The organism is Streptomyces sp. NPDC004732 (assembly GCF_040609235.1).
Taxonomy (GTDB): Bacteria; Actinomycetota; Actinomycetes; order Streptomycetales; family Streptomycetaceae; genus Streptomyces.
The window spans coordinates 27,913-47,970 of sequence record NZ_JBEXJR010000021.1 but is presented as its reverse complement, the minus strand read 5'-3'; the positions used below and the strand labels follow the sequence as shown (position 1 = coordinate 47,970).

The 20,058-nt window shown below is 71.7% G+C and carries 19 protein-coding genes; 10 read left to right on the top strand and 9 right to left on the bottom strand.

Features of this window, described 5'->3' with window-relative positions; genetic code table 11:
- Positions 1-8 precede the first annotated feature (8 nt).
- From ABZV77_RS39490 to ABZV77_RS39480, 3 genes are read left to right on the top strand one after another with little or no spacing between them, the layout of a single operon-like run.
- A complete protein-coding gene (locus ABZV77_RS39490; protein WP_356267672.1) occupies positions 9-1,172 on the top strand; it encodes an acyl-CoA dehydrogenase family protein in 1,164 nt (387 codons plus the stop codon).
- Positions 1,172-2,401 (top strand): CoA transferase, encoded by a 1,230-nt coding sequence (locus ABZV77_RS39485; protein ID WP_356267670.1) that lies wholly within the window; start codon positions 1,172-1,174, stop codon positions 2,399-2,401. Before ABZV77_RS39490 ends, ABZV77_RS39485 begins: the two co-directional genes overlap by 1 nt.
- A gap of 30 nt (positions 2,402-2,431) precedes the next feature.
- Complete coding sequence (locus ABZV77_RS39480) at positions 2,432-2,854, top strand: hypothetical protein (protein WP_356267668.1); 423 nt, start codon at positions 2,432-2,434, stop codon at positions 2,852-2,854.
- On the opposite strand, the gene ABZV77_RS39475 is transcribed toward ABZV77_RS39480, so the two are convergent.
- From ABZV77_RS39475 to ABZV77_RS39460, 4 genes are all read right to left on the bottom strand, one after another.
- Positions 2,839-3,591 (bottom strand): cupin, encoded by a 753-nt coding sequence (locus tag ABZV77_RS39475; RefSeq protein ID WP_356267666.1) that lies wholly within the window; start codon positions 3,589-3,591, stop codon positions 2,839-2,841. The genes ABZV77_RS39480 and ABZV77_RS39475 overlap by 16 nt on opposite strands.
- 178 nt (positions 3,592-3,769) lie before the next feature.
- Entirely contained in the window at positions 3,770-4,210 is a 441-nt protein-coding gene (locus ABZV77_RS39470) for an SSI family serine proteinase inhibitor (protein ID WP_356267664.1), read from the bottom strand.
- 325 nt (positions 4,211-4,535) lie between these two features.
- A complete protein-coding gene (locus tag ABZV77_RS39465; protein ID WP_356267662.1) occupies positions 4,536-5,732 on the bottom strand; it encodes a pyridoxal-phosphate dependent enzyme in 1,197 nt (398 codons plus the stop codon).
- A gap of 15 nt (positions 5,733-5,747) precedes the next feature.
- A complete protein-coding gene (locus tag ABZV77_RS39460; protein ID WP_356267661.1) occupies positions 5,748-6,191 on the bottom strand; it encodes a DUF3093 domain-containing protein in 444 nt (147 codons plus the stop codon).
- 440 nt (positions 6,192-6,631) lie between these two features.
- On the opposite strand from ABZV77_RS39460, the gene ABZV77_RS39455 reads away from it, so the two are divergent.
- Positions 6,632-9,196, top strand: a complete 2,565-nt coding sequence (locus ABZV77_RS39455; RefSeq protein ID WP_356267799.1) for a hypothetical protein — start codon at positions 6,632-6,634, stop codon at positions 9,194-9,196.
- A 12-nt stretch (positions 9,197-9,208) separates the two neighbouring features.
- Here the strand turns inward: ABZV77_RS39455 and ABZV77_RS39450 are convergent, their stop codons facing one another.
- Entirely contained in the window at positions 9,209-10,171 is a 963-nt protein-coding gene (locus ABZV77_RS39450; protein ID WP_356267659.1) for a S41 family peptidase, read from the bottom strand.
- A 58-nt stretch (positions 10,172-10,229) separates the two neighbouring features.
- On the opposite strand from ABZV77_RS39450, the gene ABZV77_RS39445 reads away from it, so the two are divergent.
- Both ABZV77_RS39445 and ABZV77_RS39440 read left to right on the top strand, forming a co-directional pair.
- Positions 10,230-10,757 carry a winged helix-turn-helix domain-containing protein gene (locus ABZV77_RS39445; protein WP_356267657.1) on the top strand — a complete coding sequence of 176 codons (528 nt, stop codon included), beginning with the start codon at positions 10,230-10,232 and terminating at the stop codon, positions 10,755-10,757.
- A gap of 80 nt (positions 10,758-10,837) precedes the next feature.
- Positions 10,838-11,335, top strand: a complete 498-nt coding sequence (locus ABZV77_RS39440) for a GNAT family N-acetyltransferase (RefSeq protein ID WP_356267655.1) — start codon at positions 10,838-10,840, stop codon at positions 11,333-11,335.
- Positions 11,336-11,357: 22 nt separating this feature from the next.
- Here the strand turns inward: ABZV77_RS39440 and ABZV77_RS39435 are convergent, their stop codons facing one another.
- On the bottom strand, positions 11,358-12,191 hold the full coding sequence (locus ABZV77_RS39435) for a hypothetical protein (protein WP_356267653.1): 834 nt from the start codon (positions 12,189-12,191) through the stop codon (positions 11,358-11,360).
- Positions 12,192-12,343: 152 nt separating this feature from the next.
- On the opposite strand from ABZV77_RS39435, the gene ABZV77_RS39430 reads away from it, so the two are divergent.
- The gene (locus tag ABZV77_RS39430) at positions 12,344-13,096 is read left to right on the top strand and encodes a class I SAM-dependent methyltransferase (protein WP_356267651.1); all 753 of its coding nucleotides are present in this window, start codon (positions 12,344-12,346) and stop codon (positions 13,094-13,096) included.
- Positions 13,097-13,134: 38 nt separating this feature from the next.
- Here the strand turns inward: ABZV77_RS39430 and ABZV77_RS39425 are convergent, their stop codons facing one another.
- On the bottom strand, positions 13,135-13,611 hold the full coding sequence (locus ABZV77_RS39425) for a VOC family protein (RefSeq protein ID WP_356267649.1): 477 nt from the start codon (positions 13,609-13,611) through the stop codon (positions 13,135-13,137).
- A 110-nt stretch (positions 13,612-13,721) separates the two neighbouring features.
- The gene (locus ABZV77_RS39420) at positions 13,722-14,504 is read right to left on the bottom strand and encodes an arylamine N-acetyltransferase (protein ID WP_356267647.1); all 783 of its coding nucleotides are present in this window, start codon (positions 14,502-14,504) and stop codon (positions 13,722-13,724) included.
- Positions 14,505-14,628: 124 nt separating this feature from the next.
- Here ABZV77_RS39420 and ABZV77_RS39415 point away from each other — a divergent pair, with 124 nt between their 5' ends.
- Complete coding sequence (locus ABZV77_RS39415; protein WP_356267646.1) at positions 14,629-14,772, top strand: hypothetical protein; 144 nt, start codon at positions 14,629-14,631, stop codon at positions 14,770-14,772.
- 104 nt (positions 14,773-14,876) lie between these two features.
- On the top strand, positions 14,877-16,034 hold the full coding sequence (locus ABZV77_RS39410; RefSeq protein ID WP_356267644.1) for an epoxide hydrolase family protein: 1,158 nt from the start codon (positions 14,877-14,879) through the stop codon (positions 16,032-16,034).
- Between the two features lie 27 nt (positions 16,035-16,061).
- Here the strand turns inward: ABZV77_RS39410 and ABZV77_RS39405 are convergent, their stop codons facing one another.
- Complete coding sequence (locus ABZV77_RS39405; protein WP_356267643.1) at positions 16,062-18,158, bottom strand: M6 family metalloprotease domain-containing protein; 2,097 nt, start codon at positions 18,156-18,158, stop codon at positions 16,062-16,064.
- A 269-nt stretch (positions 18,159-18,427) separates the two neighbouring features.
- Between ABZV77_RS39405 and ABZV77_RS39400 the strand changes: the two genes are divergently transcribed.
- Positions 18,428-19,846, top strand: a complete 1,419-nt coding sequence (locus ABZV77_RS39400; RefSeq protein ID WP_356267641.1) for a tetratricopeptide repeat protein — start codon at positions 18,428-18,430, stop codon at positions 19,844-19,846.
- Positions 19,847-20,058: the final 212 nt, after the last annotated feature.

Here is a 20,058-nt window from a genome sequence, read left to right as displayed (position 1 = left end):
AGGAATCCATGGACTTCGCGCTGACCGAGGAACAGGAGGACATCCGCCGCGCCGTCGCCGAACTCGCCGCCCGCTTCCCCGACACGTACTGGGCCGATCACGACGAACGAGCGGCGTTTCCCCAGGACTTCTACGACGCGTTCGCCGAGGGCGGCTGGCTGGGCATGGCGATCCCCGAGGAGTACGGGGGCGGTGGGCTCGGCATCCTGGAGGCCTCGCTGCTGCTCCAGGAGATCGCTGCCTCCGGAGCGGGCATGAACGGATGCAGCACCCTGCACCTGACCATCTTCGGCCTCAACACCCTGGTGAAACACGGCAGTCCACAGCTCCGCGAGGAGGTCCTGCCGCGCGCCGCCGACGGCTCGCTGCACGTCTGCTTCGGCGTCACCGAACCCGACGCGGGCACCGACACCACCCGCATCTCCACCGTCGCCCGCCGCGACGGCGACGACTACGTCATCAGCGGCCGCAAGGTGTGGATCACCAAGGCGGGCCACTCCCAGAAGATGGTCCTCATCGCCCGCACCGCGCCGCGCGACCCGGAGCGGCCCACCGAGGGCATGACGCTGTTCCTCGTCGACATCGAATCCGACGCCGTACGGCTGCGGGCCATCCCGAAGATGGGTCGCAACGCCGTCGCCTCGTACGAAGTCGTCATTGACGAGCTCCGAGCGCCCGCGAGCTGCCGGGTGGGGGAGGAGGGCCAGGGGTTCCGCCACCTGCTCGACGGCCTCAACCCGGAACGCATCCTGCTCGCCCACGAAGCCGTCGGCATCGGCAGGGCCGCCCTGCGCGCCGCCGTCGACTACGCACGCACGCGTGTCGTCTTCGACCGCCCCATCGGGCAGAACCAGGGCATCGCCTTCCCGCTCGCCGAAGCCGCCACCCGCCTCGACGCCGCCGAACTGATGGCGCGCAACGCCGCCTGGCGCTACGACCAGGGGCTGCCCTGCGGCAAGGAGGCCAACATGGCCAAGTGGCTGTGCGCCGACGCCGGTTACCTGGCCGCGGACCGGGCCGTGCAGACCCTCGGCGGCATGGGATACGCGAAGGAGTTCCACGTGGAGCGGTACTTCCGGGAGTCACGGCTGCTGCGCCTGGCCCCCATCAGCCAAGAGATGATCCTGAACTACGTGTCCAGCCACGTGCTGGGTCTGCCGAGGTCCTACTGATGACGCATCCGCCCACCGGCGCGGGCCCGCACGGCGGCGCCCTCACCGGAGTCAAGGTGCTCGACCTGTCCCGCGTCCTCGCCGGGCCCTACTGCGCGCAGATGCTCGCCGACCACGGCGCCGACGTCATCAAGGTCGAACCCCCCGCCGGTGACGAGACCCGCGGCTGGGGCCCGCCGTTCGTGGCGCCGGACACCTCCGCGTACTACCAGAACCTCAACCGCGGCAAGAAGAACATCGTCGTCGACCTGTCCGTGCCCGAGGGCCGCGACATCCTCGACACACTGCTGCTCGACGCCGACGTGCTGGTGGAGAACTTCAAGGCGGGGACTCTGGCCAAGTGGGGCTACCCGGACGAGGAGTTGCGGCGCCGGTTCCCGGCCCTCGTCCACTGCCGCGTCACCGGCTTCGGAACCGACGGACCGCTCGGCGGGCAGCCCGGCTACGACGCGGTGCTGCAGGCCTACGGCGGTCTGATGAGCGTCAACGGCGAGGCGGAAGGGCCGCCGTTGCGCGTCGGTGTGCCGGTCGTCGACCAGGTCACCGGCATCCTCGCGTTCTCCGGCATCCTGCTGGCCCTGCACGAACGCCACCGCTCGGGCCTCGGCCAGCTCGTCGACTGCACCCTCCTGGACACCGTGGTCAGCCTGCTCCACCCGCACTCCGCGTCGTGGCTCGCCGACGGCTCCGTACCGCGCCGCACCGGCTCCGCACATCCCAGCATCGCCCCCTACGACGCCTTCGCCGCCGCCGACGGGCCGCTCTTCGTCGCGGTCGGCAACGACCGGCAGTTCGCCGCGCTCACGGAGGTCCTGGAGGTGCCCGCGCTGGCCGACGACCCCCGCTTCCGCACCAACCCCGACCGCGTACGCCACCAGCAGGAGCTGCGCGCCGCACTGGAGAAGGCCATCGCGGCCCGCCCCAGGGCCGAACTCACCGCGCTCCTCACGGCACGGGGCATCCCGGCCTCGCCCGTGCACGACGTCGCCGAAGCGCTCACCGCACCCCAGGTGCGCCACCGCGGCCTGGTCGTCGAGGACGGCGACTACCGGGGCATCGCATCGCCCGTGTCCCTGTCCCGCACGCCCGCTTCGGTGCGGGCCGAGGTGCGGAGCGCGGGGGCGGACACACGGGAGGTGCTCGCTGCGCGGGGATTCGACGAGGAGGCGATCGAAGGGGCGGTCGGGCGAAGGGTGGTGCGGTCGGCCGTGACCAGGGACGACGCGTGATTGTCAGTGGCGGGTGCGAGGGTGGCAGGCATGACACCACTGCGACTCACCGACATCGAGACGGCGCTGCGCGACAGTTGGGGTGCGGACACGGCCGATCCCGACTCCGGTGAGACGTGGCTGCCGGACAACCCCGAGCGGGACCAGTGCGGCGTCACCGCGCTCATCCTGCACGACCTGCTGGGCGGCGAGCTGATATGCGCCGAGGTCCACGTCGGCGGGGCGCGGACGGGATACCACTGGTGGAACCGCCTGGACTCGGGCTTCGAGCTCGACCTCACCAGGGGTCAGTTCCTGCCCGGCGAGACCGTCACGGACGGCGTCGCCGTCACCCGCCCGCCGGAGATCCGCCGCTGCCGGGAGGAGTACGAACTGCTGCGCACCCGGGTGCTGCACAGACTCGCCGAACGGCGCGGAGGATCACCGGCGGCGCCCGCTCACGCCACGTCGTAGACGTCGAGCCGCCCGCACATCCCGAACCTGCCGCGGACCGAGGGCTGTTCGGCCCGCACCGCGGCCCCCGCCAGATAGCCTGCGTCGCCGCGCTCAAGCCGGTCGAGCTGGTCGCCGGTCGCCTCCGCCGCGGCGGCCGCGCCCGCCCGCCAGCGTTCCCGCCATGCCGAGGCCAGCGGCCGCACCAGGGCGACCGCGGCCCGGTGGAAGGCGGCCAGCGGCTCCGGGTCCCCCGCCTCGGTCGCCTCGCGGAGCGCGGTGAAACCCTCGACGGCCAGGTCACGGCGGCACCGGGCCGCGGCCGCCAGTTCGGCCTCGCTCCCGTCGGCGGGCAGGGCGACGGCCGTGCGGTAGGTCCCGGGGTCGGCGAGCAGCGGCGGCGGCAGCGTCAGGACGGCGTCCCCGGCTTCGGGCAGCCCGCAGTTCTGCATGAGGACGTTGATGGTCAGTCCGCCGTCGTTGACCAGGCGGTGGATGGTCCCCGGGGTGAACCAGACCAGGGCGCCGGGAGAGAGGGGAGTCTCGCGGAAGCCGTCCGTGGTCAGGGTCTGCACGGCGCCGCTCCCGCCGGTCACCGCATACCCCTCCGAACAGGTCAGGTGCAGATGGGGAGTTCCGCCGCGACGGCCGTCGGTGGCGGGCCAGTTGTACACGCTCAGCCGCGACACCCCGATGCCGCCGGGAAGTCCCTCGTACGGGACGGGCATCGCTTGCGCTCGGTGGGGTCGGTTCACCATGGACTCCTCGCGACGTCGGCTGCTGCTGTGGACGGGATCGGGGTCGGGGTCAGGGTCGGGTGAAGACACTACGGCCCCCGGTGTCGCCCGACACCGGGGGCCGCCCCGCGTCCCGACTGCCTTCCCCCACGAAAGGTCACCGGGACTCCCCTGAGTGTGGTCAGGGTCTGTGATCCCGTCAGAAGGTCAGTGCGGCACCTTCCCCGAGACCCGCCTTCATCGTGCACTGGTTGGCGAAGGTGGTCGTCCAGTTGACGTGCTTGCCGTTCCACACGCCGCCGACGGTGACCGTGACCGGACGCCACTCCTTGGTACAGATGGCGTCGGACGTGGTGCCGACCAGCTGGGTGAACTCTCCGCCGACCTTGGCGAGTTCAGCACATGCGGCGGCCGCCGACGGGTGGCTGCCCGCGGGACGGGGCGCGCAGGTGAGCGTCACGGCGCGCTCCACCGCGGCAGATTCGGCGTTCTCGCCCTGGCCGATCGCCAGCACGAGGGCGGACGGGGCGTAGAGGCTCTTCGCCTGCGGAGCCTCGGCCTGCGCGGTGCCTGCCGTCGCGGCGAGGACGCAGGTGGCCGCCGCCGCGGCTGCTCCCACGGCCTTGAGGGTGCGACGCATGGTGAACTCTCCTTCGATCGATGCGGTTGGTGACTGCGGTGAGGAGTCTTGCCGGTGCGGAGAGTGAGCGCCATACGGATGGTCGATTTCCGGATGTGCCGTTCCGGTGAGCGGTGACCGTACGCTCGTTCGGGCAGCTCAGGGGTGGTGGGAGCGGTTCCGTGTCACCTGTCCAGCATGTGGACGAATGGCATTGGTATAACTAAGAACCACTGCCTGACCTGCGGAAATGAAAAATTGGTTTGCGCTTCGACCACTTGCATCGTCCGGAAATCATCGCTAAATGGCCTCTTGATCATGCGAATCATTGGTGTTTCGGGGTCTATCACCCCGGATTGGCGTCTGCTCCCTCGGTGTTGATCAGTACGACGATTGCGTCGGTTCCCACCCCCAGGGCGGCACGACGTTCGGCACTGCCGGTGCCGGTGAGGGCGGCGCGCACTCCGGCGAGGGAGGCGGCGCCGCACGGGCCGGACGAGACGCCCAGATCTGCCAGGTCGCGTGCGGCCGACGTGCTGTCGGCGTCGGTGACGGCGACAGCCGCGTCGAGGCCGTCGCGGAGCACCGGCCAGGCCAGGGCGGAGGGCGTGCCGCAATTCAGCCCGGCCATGACGGTGACGCCGGTCGGCACGTGCGTGAGCCGTCCCGCACGGAGGCTCGCCAGCACGCAGGCAGCCCCGACGGGTTCCACCGAGAGCATGGCGGGCGGGGCGGCGTCGGATGTGGCCTCCGTGTTCCGGCCGCTCGATGCCTCCGTACTCCGCCCGGTCGATGCCTCCGCACTCTGCCCGCTGCGGTAATGCGTGACCGCCGCCTGGGCGAGCGACCCCACCCCCACGGGAACGGCGACCAGGGCGGGCGACTGTGCCCCCGCGGCGGCCAGTTGGGCGTCGACCTCGGCGAACAGGGTCGCGTACCCCTCGACGACCAGGGCCGGAATCTCCTCGTACCCCTCCCACGCCATGTCCTGGACGAGGACCGCGTCCGGCGCCGCGGCCGCCGCCCGCGCCTCGCTCACCGCAGCGTCGTACGATCCGGCCACCGCGGTGACCTCGGCGCCCTCGCCCTCGATGGCGGCCACCGCGGCAGGGTGGACTCCGGCGGGTACGAAGACATGGGCGCGGCGGCCCAGTTGCCGGGCCATGCGGGCCACGGCCCGGCCGTGATTGCCGTCGGTGGCGGTGACGAACCGCAGGATCTGCGGGGCGGCGGCTCCCTGCGTGCCGTTCGCGTGCCGCGCCAGGATACGGTCGATCGCCCAGGACGCGCCGAGCGCCTTGAACGCGGGCAGTCCGAACCGCGAGGACTCGTCCTTGACGAAGACCCGGGCCACCGCCAACTCCCGTGCGAGGTCAGGTAGTTCATGCAGGGTGGTGGGCGCGTACCCGGGCAGTGACGTGTGGAACGCGCGGGCGTCGGGCGGGGGAGGGGCGCAGGTCCACGCGCGTGCGGTGGGCCGCACGTACCAGGGGAGCGAGGAGGGGAATGCGGCCGCGGAGTATTCCGTTTCTTGATCCTTCACGGCACCAGCGTGCGGTCAGCCCCGGGAGAACGCCAGCACGGCTGCCAGGTTCATCGGCTGTCGCGTCGACACATAGACGTACGGCGCGCCTCCCCAGGAGTTCCGCAACTCGATGCGCAGCGCGGTGGGGACGTAGGAGCGCAGGAGCAGCAGCGCATACGGATTCGCCCTGACCGTGCGCCACTCGAAGGCCTCCCGTTCGTCGAGGATCTCCGTCGCGCCGAGCGCCTCGATGGGGATGACCCGCTTGCCGACGACCAGGGAGCCCGGCGTCACCAGGATGCGCACCCTGCCGTGCCGGTGCACGAGCGTGGCGGAGACCGCGATGCCGAGCGCGGCCGCGATCACCGCGGCGAGCACGCCGAAGGGGATCCCCGCGACGGCCAGCCCGACTCCGCCCAGCGCGACCAGCCCCCACCAGGAGCGGGGGACGCTCAGCCGCTCTTCATAGATGTGCATGACCGCATCCTGGCAGGCCGGGCCGCGGCGACGGGCGGTGGGTTCCCATGAGTCGCGCCCTGTCTCCTTCACCCCGTCCACGTCTCGCCACCCACATGCCTCGGGAGGCAACTCTCGGCCATCCGTTGCCGTCATCGAAGAAGTAAGCGGGACACGTGAGTTCGATGCGTGGCCCGATGCTCGGGATGACGAGGAGAATCACGTTGAGAGGTGTGCTGAGAGGGGCGACCGCGGCATTAGCGGTGCTCGCGCTCGCGGCGGTGTCGCCGGGCGCGGCCCATGCCGGGCCGTCCGCCGAGCCCCCGCCGACCGGGCCGCCCCCGCTGCCCGCGTCCGCCGCGTCGGCCGGAAGCGACGGCAAGGGGCTGCCTGACGGCTGGCGGCTGTCCGGCAAGGGCGAGGGGAAGCAGCTCGTGTGGGCCTCGCCCGACCCGGTGGCCATGGGCGACGCGCGGGTCGAGTTCTACTCCGGGAACAGGCTTCTCGGCCGACCGGTGGCGGCGCAGGACGGGCGCTCGTTCCGGCTGCCGCTGCACGGCGCGGGCATCGGTCCCGTGCGGCAGTTGAAGGTGCTGGCCGCCGGACGCCGTCTGGACGAGGCGGGGTCCGACGCGAAGTCGCGGGGCCCGCGGACCGGCCGGGCGGCCCGTCCCGCGGAGCCGCTGCCCGCGAACGGCGTCGACCCCGGAAAGCCGGGCCGCTACCGCACCGCCACCGGCTCGTACACGCTCAAGTCGGTGCGGCTGCCCGGGTTCCCCGAGCCGGTGGAGATGAAGGCCAACGTGGTCGGCCCCGTCGACGCGCCCGGCAAGCGGCCGCTGGCCCTGTTCCTGCACGGCCGCCACTACACCTGCTACGGCGCCGAACGGCAGATGGCGTGGCCCTGCAAGACAGGCCTGAAGCCGGTGCCGAGCCACTTGGGCTACCAGCGGACCCAGAAGCTCCTCGCTTCCCAGGGATACGTCACGGTCTCCATCGCCGCCAACGGCATCAACGGCCAGGACCAACGGGCCGAGGACGGCGGCGCGCAGGCCCGTTCGACCCTGGTGCGGCTGCACCTCGCCCGCTGGGCGGACTGGGCCGACAAGAGGTCGGCCGCACCGGCCGCCGTGCGCGCCGTCGCGCCCGCGAACCTGTCCCGCGTCCTCCTCGTCGGACACTCCCGTGGCGGCGAGGGCGTCGACCGCGCCGCGCTGGACAGCCTCTACCGTCCGCCCGCCGACCAGGACGTCCCCACCGGACCGGTCCGCTGGAAGATCCGCGGCAACGTCCTCATCGGCCCCACCCTCTTCGGCCAGAACCCGGCCCCCGACGTGCCCTCCGTGACGATCCTGCCGGGCTGCGACGGAGACGTGTCCGACCTGCAGGGCGAGCTGTACGTCGACGGAACGCGCGGCGTCAGCCGCGGCACCGCCCTGCACAGCGCGGTGTACATGGTCGGCGCCAACCACAACTTCTTCAACAGCGAGTGGACTCCGGGCCAGTCGACGGCTCCCGCCGACGACGACTTCCCGACCGACGAGACCTCCGACCCGGTCTGCTCGAAGGGCACCAGGACCCGGCTGACCGCACCGCAGCAGCAGGCCGCCGGTGCCACCTACATAGCCGCGGCGGCCCGGCTGTTCGTCGCGGACGACGACCGGGTGCGCCCCCTCCTCGACGGCTCGGGCCGACGCGCCCCCTCGGCGGACCCCGCGCAGGTGCTGACCCACGCCGTCGGCGCGCACCGCACGCAGGCCCTGCTGCCCGGCGCCTCGACCAAGGTCAAGGGCGGACGCCTGTGCGCCCAGATCGCGACCGACGAGACGAAGGCCTGTCTGCCGTCCACCACGTCCGGGAGGTCACCGCACTTCGCGTTCTGGGAGTTCGCGCCGGAGCCGGGGCGCGACGCGGTGGCGATGCGCTGGTCGCGGGCGGGGGACCCGGTGCGGGTGAGCCCCGCGCGTCCGTTCTCCCTGGCGGGCGCCAAGGACGTGGCGCTGCGGGTGATCGTGCCGCCCAACACCACCGGGACCCGGTTCGACGTCTCGCTCGTCGACGGCTCGGGCCACCGGGCCGGGCTAGGCCGGGTCCGCGTCGACGGACTGCCGGGCAGTGACCTCACCGCCTCCTACTGGGGCCGCGAGGTGCGCGTACCCCTGTCGGCCTCGGCCCGGGAGAAGCTGGACCTCAAGCACGTGAAGACCGTGGAACTCACGCCGCGCACCCGCTCGGGCAAGGCGTGGCTGATGGACGCCTGGGGCTGGCGCCCGGGCACACCGGCCGTGCGGGCTCCCGAGCTGCCGCGCGTCGACGTCGGCCGGTTGAACGTGAAGGAGGGCGACTCCGGAGTGCGCACCTACCAGGTTCCGATCACGGTCTCCGGCAAGGGCAGCGGCAAGGTCAGGCTCTTCGTGCCCGACGGCGACACGGGCGAGGTCGCGAACCGGATGGTGACGGTACGCCCGGGTGAGCACGTCGACGTGCCCGTCGAGGTGCGCGGCGACACCCGCTACAACCAGGACACCGGACACGACGCGCTGGTCAAGGCGGTGCGGGGTGCTGTGGTCGGCTCCTACCGGGGCGGGGTGATGGCGGAGAACGACGACCCGGCGCCGAAGGTCACCCTCGAACCCGTCGCGGACCGCGTCACCGAGGGCAAGCCCCTGACCTGGCGGATGACGCTGTCGGAGGCGGTCGATGTGGACATGATGGGCACCCTCTCCTTCCAGCCGGTCGACGGCGGCAAGGAACTGTCCACCCTGGACGTGGAGCCGGGCTGGCTGGCGAGCGAGTTCGGCGCGTCACCCCGTCCGGAAAGGCCGCTGTCGACGATGTCGGGGGAACGGGGCCTGTTCGTGAACGTACCCGCGGGTGAGAAGAGCGCCGAAGTGCGCATCCCCACCATCAAGGACCGGGTGAGCGAGCAGGACGAGTCCGTCAAGGGCCAGCTCTACGTCTACGACGCGAAGTGGGAGCCGCAGCCGGGCCCGGTGCTCACGGGCACGGTGCGCGACGCTTCGTAGCGCGCACGGCGGTCAGCCCGCACTCCCCTGAACAGGGTTGACCGCCTCGGGGCGAGGCTCGTCGGGCTCTCCGTCGAGCCTCGCCAGGGCCAGTGCGCGGGCCCGGTCGAGTGCGTCGTCGGCGGCGCAGGGCACGTCGGGGCGTACGCCCGTGCCTTCCCAGTTGGTGCCGGAGACGGGGTTGATGGACCGGCCCACCGGGATGGTCGCCTCCAGATGCGGATGCACCGTCCAGCCGTCGCGCGGGTGCGCCCCGCCGCCCGTCGTCTCCCCGACCACGACGGCACGGCCCAGTTGCTGCAGGTCGTAGGCGAGTTCCTCGGCCGCCGAAAAGGTGCGGCCGCTCGTCAGTACGTAGAGCGGCTTGGTGCCGCCGAAGCGTGCGCCCGGAACGTGCGCAGGACTCCAGGACTGTTCCAGGCGCTCGCCGGCGCGCCAGTACATGGAGTTGAGGTGGGTGCGCCCGGCCAGCAGGTGGCCGCAGACGAAGGCGACCGTGTCGGGATCCCCGCCGGTGTTGGCGCGCAGATCGAGGACGAGGGCGTCGGCGGGGGCGACCAGGGAGAGCGCGGCGCCCAGCGGTTCGGCGGACCACGACAGGGGGAACAGGGCCGGGGTCAGTTCGAGCAGCGCGACGCGGCCGCCGAGCAGCTCCACGCGGGGCGCGCCGCCCAGCGAGGAGTCGAACTGCGCACGCATGGCTGCCATGGCGGCCGCGCCCTGCTCCGGAGGCACCGGATCGACGTGGTGCTTGAGGCGCAGGTGCAGGTCGCCGTTGAGGGACTGGAGGTCCGTGGTGACCAGGCGTGCCAGGTCGGCGGGGTCCTCGACGTCGTACGCGCCGTCCGCGGTGCGGCGCCGCAGCAGGGCGGCGAGCGGCTCGGCGATCTCGGGGAACACATAGTGGTCCAGGAGGAGTTGGGCGGTCGCCTCGACGACGGGGGCGACGCTGAGCTGCTGTTCGGTGGTGGTCATGGCAGGTGAGTAGAGCAGCACTCTTCCCAAAGCGTCAAGAAGATTAGACACTTGACGTATGTCCGAGCCGCATCAGCAGTCCCCACCGCACCCGGTCGTCGCGATCGAGTCACCCGAGCAGCACGCCGCGCTGGCGCACCCCCTGCGCCAGCGCCTGCTCTTCTCGCTGGGCCACCGGCCCGCCACCATCAGTCAGCTGGCGGCGCAGTTGAGCACCGGCAAGGGCAATGTGGCCCACCACCTGAAGGTGCTGCGCACCGCCGGACTGGTCCATGTCGCCGAGACCCGCAAGGTAAGGGGCGGCACCGAGCAGTACTACCAGCGGGTGGCCGAGCGCATGGCCGTCGCCGAGCCGCAGGCCGAGGGGACGGCTGCGATGCTCGGGGCCGTGGCCCAGGAGCTGGGGAGGTCCGAGCGGACGACTCTGTCCCTGCGCCACGTGCGCCTCAGCCCCGACAAGGCGCGCGAACTCGGCGAGACGCTCGCCCGGTTGGTCGACGAGGCCGAGGAGGACGCGGAGGGCCAGCCGGTGCACGGCGTGCTGGTGGCGCTGTACGAGCAGGTGCAACCGCCGGACGGGCGCTGACGGGACCCGTGCCCCTGCCCGACGCGTCACCGCAGCCGCCCAGTGCGCGAGCCGGCGGGCACGCTCCTTACAGTTCCTCCATGCCCGCCCCCGCAACGCTCCCCGAGCTCCAGCTTCTGCGCGCCGACCACGCGCCCGCGCTGTGCGCCTTCGAGGAGACCAACCGCGCCTACTTCGCGGCCTCCGTGCCCGACCGCGGAGACGCCTACTTCCGCGACTTCGACACCCGCCACCGCGCCCTCCTGGCCGAGCAGGCCACGGGCGCCTGCTTCTTCCACGTCCTGGTGGACGACGGCGGCGGGATCCTCGGACGGGTCAACCTGGTCGACGTCGCGGACGGCAGCGCCGAGCTCGGCTACCGGATCGCGGAGCAGGCCGCGGGCCGGGGCCTGGCCACCCGGGCGGTCCGGGAGATCCGCGACCTCGCCGTCACCGCGTACGGCCTGACCGCACTGCGTGCCGGGACGACGCTCGACAACCCGGCCTCACAGGCCGTGCTCGCGCGGGCCGGTTTCGTGCCCGTCGGGGACATCCACCTCGACGGGCGCCCGGGGACCGGCTACTCCCTGGCGCTCTGACGGCCGCCTCGCGCGGCCGGGATCACTCCGTGCGCGGCCGCGACTCGTGCAGCCGCGTGTGGTACCGGCCCTCCGACTCGTACCCCGCGGGATCCTCACCCGCCAGGATCACCTGCTGGACGGCATCGCGTTGCTCCTCGGGGCTGGTGAAGCGCCGCTGCGTGTACGTCCGTGAAGAGTCCGTCACGGTGTCGAGGCCGTGCGCCGTGAGCGTGTCGGTGATGGGCCCGTAAGGCACCGACCGCAAGACGAACGCGCTGACCCAGACCGGCAGTCGTGCACAGTCGAGCAGCGCGTCGAAGGTGAGGTGCGAGATGTAGCCGATGCCTCCGGTGACCGTGATCAGTCCGGTGCGGCCCATCGCGCGACGGAGCTCCGGGCTGGGCGGATGCCGCTCCAGGTTCTCGGCATACGCTTCGTCGAGCAGGCCCGCGTCCAGGGCGTAGCGGGTGGCGTTCGCCGCCATGTCCAGGCCGATCACCGGGGTGGCGTCGGCGCGCCGCCGCGAGGCGTAGAACTCCTTGTCGCGCTCGATGAGTTCGTGCGGCGTGAGCGCGGCCGCCTCGTCACTGGTGTAGTGCGCGTACAGGTCGGCGAGCGTCAGGTCGTGGTTGAGCAGCGCCGCGTTGATGCCGTACGAGCAGCACAGGTCGAGGACCGTCACGGGGCCCTCGTGGCCGAGCAGGCGGGCGCGGAGGTCGCGGGTGCGGCGGAAGACCGCCTGGGCGTGCTGCGGGATCTCGTACTCGTGGGGGGCCAGTGTCCGGAAGTAGGCGCGAGGGTCCGGTTGGTCGTAGATGTCGTCGAACCGGGTCTTGCCCGATGAGGCATTTGTCCTGTGCCGGTCAGTGGTCATGGGGGACCTCCGGGAGCGAGGAGCGGGTCTGGGGCAGACGTGAACCTCTACCCGACCCTCGCCACCTGCCGATAGACCTCATGGCGGTATCCGGCCACGGCAGCGCCTCGCCGTGTCCCCCTTCCACCGCCCCGCTGACTACCCTGGAGCCGATGTTCTCCTCCCAGGGTCCCACGCTGCGCGAGCTCGCAGTTCAGGCGTTCTCGTCCACCGAGCACGGGTACGACCTGCTCGCCCCGAAGTTCGACCGCACGCCTTTCCGCACGCCTGGCCGATTCCTGACGGCCACGGCCGACGTTCTGCGCCCGCTCGGGCCCTTCGACGCGGGGCTCGACGTGTGCTGCGGAACCGGCGCGGGCGTCGACACACTGCGGTCGCTGTGCCGGGAGCGCGTCACCGGGGTGGACTTCAGCGCGGGCATGCTGGCGGCCGCGGCAGAAGCGGTCCCGCGGGGCGGCGGCCCGGACGGGCCCGCGGTCGAATGGGTGCGGGCCGACGCCCGCGCACTGCCGTTCTCCGGAGATTCCGAGGGGTCCGGGGGCTTCGATCTGGCCGTCAGCTTCGGAGCGTTCGGACACTTCCTGCCCGCCGAGCGGCCCGCCCTCTTCGCCGGTGTCCACCGGGCGCTGCGTCCCGGCGGCCTCTTCGCGTTCCCGATCGGCGCCCCGCAGTCCTTCGCGTCGCCCTGGTACTGGGCGCTGCTCGGCTTCGACGTCGCGATGCGCGCACGGAACCTCCTGTGGCGCCCGCCGTTCGTCATGTACTACCGGACCTTCCCGCTCGGCGGGGTCCGCGAGGACCTCGCGGACGCGGGCTTCGACGTGCGGCTGCTGCCCCTGGAGGAGTTCGGCCGCCGCCCCGACGGCAGCCCCTGCTGGCGGCTGGTGGTGGCCAGGAAGGCGTAGCCAGGAGGGATGTGAGGAGGCGTGTCAGGAGGGCCTGGCTACGCCGTGCCGTCCGCCGCCGCCCGCAGCGCGGCCACGTCCAGCTTCTTCATGCCGAGCATCGCCCGCATGGCCCGTTGCGCCCGCTCGGCGTCCGGGTCGGTGAGGAGCTCGTTGAGGACGGTGGGCACGACCTGCCAGGACAGGCCGTACTTGTCCTTCAGCCACCCGCAGGGCCCTTCCTCGCCGCCCTCGGAGAGCTTCGTCCAGTAGTGGTCGACCTCTGCCTGGTCGGCACAGGGGATCTGGAAGGAGACGGCCTCGTTGAAGGTGAAGTCCGGCCCGCCGTTGAGCGCCGTGAAGGACCGGCCGTCGAGCACGAACTCCACGGTCAGGACGGTGCCCGCCGGGCGCGGGGCGCCTTCGCCGTAGTACGAGACGCTCGTGATCTCCGAGTTCGGGAAGACCGAGACGTAGAACTTCGCTGCCTCCTCGCCCTGCAGGTCGAACCAGAGGCTGGGCGTGATCGTGGGCATGGTGTTCTCCTGTCGGGTACGCGGCGGTCCTGTCCGCCCTTCTGTCTATGTGGACCGTCGCACCGCCCGGAACTCATCGCCATGCAGCGAACGGGGCGTACCGCCTCAGGTCACCCGGTCTCCCGTACGTGCGGCTCCCGCTCCAGCACGATGCCGAAGTGCTGGTCGTAGGCGGCAAGGACCTCCGCCTCCGTGGTCAGCTCGGTGGTCTGCCGCTCACCGTCCACGGTGGTCGTCAGGGTGCGTCTACTCAGGGTGATGCGGCCGTTTTCGGTGCGGCGGGAGCAGACGAGGGAGCGCGTGAAGTGCGAGTCGGGCGAGGTGCGGTGGTACCAGGCGCCGGACTTGAAGTCGGCCAGCGCGCGCGGGCGCGGGTCGACCAGGTACTGCGGCTTCCCGTCCTTGACGACATCGAGGTCGCCGTCCGGAGTCTCCGTGATGCGGAACGTGCCCCCGCGGTCGGTCTGCTCGCCACGGTCGGCATAGGCGAGCGGCAGCTCGCTGTGGGCGCCGAAGCCGACGTCCGCCAGCCAGTCGCCGCCGTCCTCCGTGCGGATCCGGAGCGCGAGGTGGTCGAACGGGATGCCGAGCTCCGCGGCGTCGTCGTACACCCGGGCCTGCAGCAGCGCGACGTCGAAGCCGAGGGCCGTCAGAAGCGCGGCGAAGGCGCCGTTGAGCTCGTAGCAGAAGCCACCCCTGCGGGCGTCCACGACCTTGCTCACCAGGGCCTTGTCGGTGAGCTCGATGTCCTGGCCGAGGTGGATCGAGAGGTTCTCGAAGGGCACGCTGCGCACATGCGCCAGATGCAGGTCGTTGAGGGCCCGCGTGGTGGGGGCGGCGGGGCGCCCGGCGCCGATGTGCCGCAAGTAGGCGTCGATCTGTTCCGTGTCCATGAGCACCAGTGTGGTCGGGGCGCGGCGGTCCGGCCACGGGCCCCGGACGGCGTCGGCACCGTCCGTCGGTCCTAGGACTCCAGGACCACGTCAAATACCGGGTGACGCACGGCAGTACGTGTGTATGATCGCCGACGACGCACGCGCCGCGCCCGGCGCGGAGCGGCACGAGAGACGCAGGGAGGTGAGCCCGATGACCGCGCGGCACAGCACGCAGTACCCCGTCCGGGCCCTCCTGACCACAGCCCGCGTCCACAGCCTCGTCTGACGTCCGACACCTCACGTCCTGCGTCACGGGCTCGACGCCACCGCCAGGAGCGCCCCCACCGCGACCGAACGTCGCACCCTCCTGAGCAAAGGAACCGCTCCACCGTGAACGCCACACCCTTTGAGGTCTCCGTCCCGGACGACGTCCTCGACGACCTGCGCACACGCCTGCGCCGCACCCTCTTCACCGCGGCCTCCGACCCCACCTACTGGGCGGCAGGCACCGACCCCGGCTATCTGAGCGAGCTCGTCTCCTACTGGGCGGACGGCTTCGACTGGCGCGCCGCCGAGGCCGGGCTCAACGCCTTCCCGCACCGCGTCGCCGACGTCGCGGGCGCCCGTGTGCACTTCGTGCACCTGCGCGGGGTACGGCCCGAGGGCGCCCCCGCCCCGCTGCCGCTGGTCCTGAGCCACGGCTGGCCGAGCAGCTACGTCGAGATGCTGCCCCTCGCGCGGCGCCTCGCCGACCCGGGCAGCCACGGCGGCGACCCCGCCGACGCGTTCGACGTCGTCGTGCCCTCCCTGCCCGGCTTCCTCCACTCCGAACTGCCCCAGGGGCCCTTCACGAGGCGCTCCGTCGCGGAGATCTGGCACGAGCTGATGACCCGCACCCTCGGCCACCAGCGCTTCGGCGCCTTCGGCGGGGACATCGGGGGAGGCATCACCCAGTGGCTCGGCGCCCTGTACCCCGAAGACGTCGCCGGGGTGCACCTCACGTCCGCGGTGGTCTCCGCGGACTTCGACGCGCGGCCGCCGACCGCCGAGGAACAGGCCTACCTCGACCACCTGGCCGCGTTCGACGCCGAGGACCAGGGCTACAGCGAAATCATGTGCACCCGGCCCGACACGATCGCCGCCGCCCTGCGGGACTCCCCGGCCGGTCTGCTCGCCTGGATCATCGACAAGTACCGCGACTGGAGCGACTGCGACGGCGACCTAGAGGCGCGGTGGGACAAGGACACCCTGCTGACCATCGCCACCCTCTACTGGGCCACCGGCAGCATCGGCTCGTCCTTCCGGCAGTACTACGACTACGTACGGCACAACACCCCCGTGCCGCCCATCACCGTGCCCGGCGCCGTCACCCTCAGCCACGAACCGGCCTTCGCGCACTACCCGAAGAGCCTGGCTGAGCGTGTCCTCACGGACCTGCGCCACTGGAGCACCCCGCGCAACGGCGGTCACTTCATGGCGCACGAAGAGCCCGAGCAGGTCGCGCGTGAACTGCGCGAGTTCTTCCGCCCCTTGCGGCCCGCGGCCTGACGGCGGAAGAACTCGCGAGGTTCTCCGTCAGCGGCCGCCCTTCTTCGTGAGGGTGCAGGTGGCCGTGGCCGCCTTGTGCGGGTCGCTCACGGAGCGGGCCGTCAGGCTGAGTCGGCCCTTCGAGTGGGCGTTCGCCGTCGCGGAGACGGCGACGTCCACGTCGACCGTGGCGCCCGCCCTGGCGGTGGCCAGCTCGCTGGGCAGCCAGGCGGACCAGCCGCGTCCCGATGCCTCGGCGGAGAGCCGGTAGACGTCGGAGTCGAGGTAACGGGCGGCGTCCTCGGGATGTCCGCCCGGCGGATCGACCGGGGCGCGGCCGGTGTTGGTCAGCGGGAAGGTGCAGGTAGCACGGTTCTTCAACGGGCTGCCGGTGGCCTCGCCGCGGTCCAGCGCGGTCCCGCGGCGCTGCGGGCCCGCCCCGTCCAGCGACTTGACGGCGATGGTGTACGACAGGACGCCGGAGCGGCCGCGCCGGATGTCGCTGACGTAGAAGTGCAGACGGTTGGCGCGGTCGACGTACTCGTAGGAGCTGCCGGAGTCCGCTCCGGCGTGGAAGAGCGCGTCGCTGAGCTGCCGGTAGTCGCCCATGGTGATCTTCTGCTGGGTGCCGTCTGGGCGCGTGAAGTCCACCATGTCGATGTCCTCGGGGTGGGCGTCGACCACCCAGGCGAACGGGGCCCGGTCCTGGTTCTTGGTCTTGGTGATCAGGACGCCGTTGTCCGGGGTGAAGGAGTCCATGCCCATCCGGTCCACGACCTCGACCGTGTAGTTCTCGTAGCCGCTGCCGTCGCACAGCGGGTCGGTGGCGCGGTCGCAGGCGGGGGACAGGTCGCGGGACATGGCGATGTTGACGCCGGACAGGCCCTTCGCGCCGGGCGGCGCGGAGCGGGCGGTGACCTTGGCGACGACCACCCCGGAGTCCTTGAGCGCGTCGCGGTCCAGGCGCAGCACGTTCTTCTCGTCCACGATGCCGAGCTTCAGCTTGTCGCGCAGGATGTGCTGGGAGCCCATCGAGCCGCCTTCGGTGGCCGGTATCTTCCAGCGGGTGTGCGGTCCGCCGGGGCCGTTGAACGAGCCGCGCGAGAGCATGCTCCAGATGCCGGTGTAGGCGCGGCTCAGGGGCTTGCCGTAGGGGTTGTTGTAGTTGTCGCCGATGCCCAGGATGTGGCTGAGCTCATGGGCGTACACCCCCATGCCCGAGCTCTCGGCCTGGGTGGAGGAGCCGGTGACGGCGTTCGGCCAGATACGGGCCGCGGCCTGCCAGGAGGTCCACGGCACGTAGCGGGTGGCGGCCGCGTTGCTGCCGGAGGCTATGGGGGTCGGCGGGCCCCACGTGCCCGGCACCTGTCCCTCCGCGCCGAACTTCATCTGGCCGAACTCCTGCCAGGTGGACGACTCGTCCTGCCCCGCGGTGAGGAAGAAGACGAAGTCGTACTTGGCCGCCTCGGCCTCGCCGACCTCGGCGATCCAGGCCGCCTTGCCGTTGGTGCGGATGTCCTTGCCGCACGTGCTGCCGGTGGGGCAGGCACCGGGGTTCATGCCGGGCTCTATGCCGTACTGGAACGACTTGAACGGCATGCGGTACACACCGAAGGCCTTGAGGTCGACGCCGACGCGGCCGCCGGAGTCCTCCATCCAGTACTCGTTGATGGTATGGCCGCGGTTGAGTGCGCCGGGTTTGTTGAGGAAGTCCTCGTAGAACTGCGGAAGTCCGGTGCGCGGGACGTCGGCCGCGGTGGTCTGGGGGTTGCCGAAGACGGTCGAGCCGGGCGGCTGGCTGACGGTGAACTCCTCGTCGGGGTAGTCGAGGAGCACCAGCGCGCCCTTGAAGGTCCGGTCGGTCGGCTCGATGCCGGGGTTCGCCCAGTCGGTGCCGGGCACGGAGCGGTACTCGCTCCAGGTCATGTCATCGGGATTGCGCCAGTTCTGCGGGTCGATGGGTCTCGCCATGGAGGGGCGGTCGGGGTCGGCCCGGCCGGTCTCGTCGGGGGTCGCCCGCGCCGTTCCCATGGCGGCCGCCGCCAGGGCGGCGAGGGCGGCGACGACGACGGTGACACGACGGGCCGGGCGGTGCCGCCGACGGGCGGCCGGCCCACGTGCAGGGCGTCTTTGACGGAGGAACATGGCTCACCTCGTGCCTCTTGCCGAAAGAACAGGGACAAGTGCGTGACAAGCCGTTCGGGTGGTGCAACAACCGTTCGAGTGATGCGTCAACCGATGCCAAGGTAGGCCGCCCGAAGCGGTGATGCCAGAGTGCCGATAGGGCCCCTCCGTGACGGGCCATGCACCGAACGTGGGGCGTCAAGTGCCTTCGGGGCGGGCAGGATTGGTTCCCTGTCGCTCAGCGGATCGCCTACCGGGCCGCTCAGCGCCTCCCTCGGAAGGAGCCGACCATGGCAGGCGACCGGCACGGCCACCCGATGTCCCGCACCGGCGCGGAGGCCGTCGCCTCCTACGAACAGGCACTGGAACACCTGCTGTTCTTCCGCGCCGACGTGGCCGAGGCGTCCCGGCAGGTGCTCACCGCCGCACCGCGCTCGGTCATGGGCCACGTCCTCGCCGCCCACCTGGGCCTGCTCGGCACGGAGGAGAAGGAGGCGGCCGACGCCCGCAACGCGTTCGAGCGTTTCAAGGAGCATGTGCACCGCGGCGAGATGACACCGCGCGAGCGCATGCACGTCGCCGCCGCCACCTCCTGGCTGCGGGGCGACATCCACCAGGCGGGCCGGGTGCTCGGCGAGATCTCCGTGGAGTATCCGCACGACGTGCTCGCGCTGGCCGTCGGCCACCAGATCGACTTCTTCACCGGCAATGCACCGCGGCTGCGGGACCGCATCGGCGGCGCGCTGTCCGCCTGGGACACGGCGGATCCGCACTACGGCCCCATCCTCGGCATGTACGCCTTCGGCCTCGAGGAGTCGGGCCACTACGAGCGGGCCCGCGAGACGGGCCTGGAGGCCGTCGAGCGCCGCCCTCGCGACGTGTGGGCCGTCCATGCCGTGGTGCACACCTACGAGATGCAGGGGCGGTTCGGCGACGGCATCCGCTTCCTCGACGCCCGCACCGCGGACTGGGCGACGGGCAACTACCTGAACGTGCACAACTGGTGGCACTACTGCCTCTACGCCCTGGAGGCCGGTGACATCCCGCGCGTACTGGAGATCTACGACGCCGCCCTGCACCACGCGGGGTCGACGGGCGCGGCGATGGAGCTCCTGGACGCCGCGGCCCTGCTGTGGCGGCTGCAGCTGGCCGGGCAGGACGCGGGGGACAGGTGGCAGCGGCTCGCCGACGCCTGGGCCGCCCGTCACGACGGCGCGTACTACGCCTTCAACGACGTGCACGCGGTGATGGCGTACACCGGCGCGGGCCGCACCGCCGAGGCCGAACGCCTGGTGCGCGAGCGGGAGCGCTATGTCGCGGGCAGCGGCTCAGGCGTGTCCAACCACGCCATGACCGCGGAGGTCGGACTGCCCGTGTGCCGCGCGCTGATCGCTTTCGGGCAGCACCACTACGACCGGACCGTGGACCTGCTGATCCCCGTACGGCACCGCCTGGGGGAGTACGGCGGCAGTCATGCCCAGCGTGACGCCGTGCACAAGACCCTGCTGGAGGCCGCCCTGCGCGCGGGCCGCCACGACCTGGCCCGCACCCTGCTGAGCGAGCGCATCAACCTGCGGCCCGTCTGCCCGTACAACTGGCTGGCCGAGGCCCGCCTGGCCGACGATCTGGGAGAGGGCGCGCGGGCCGCGGTGGCCCGCGCCAGGGCCGACGAACAGGCGGCCGAGGGGATGGCGGCCCTCAAGCGCTGAGGCGTAGAGCCAGCGGTTACGGCGAATTTCGGCCAACGGCTGTAACTGTCTCCTGGCGGCGAAAATGCGTGTGTGGTGCAGACATGCGGACCGAGCTGCGGCGCGAGATAAGGGGAGTCGATGGTTCCGCGCCAATGATGAAGAAACTGTTGACACGTGACTGCACCCTGTGGCCTAGAAAGGGAGATCGGCTCTCCTCCCATGGGATGACA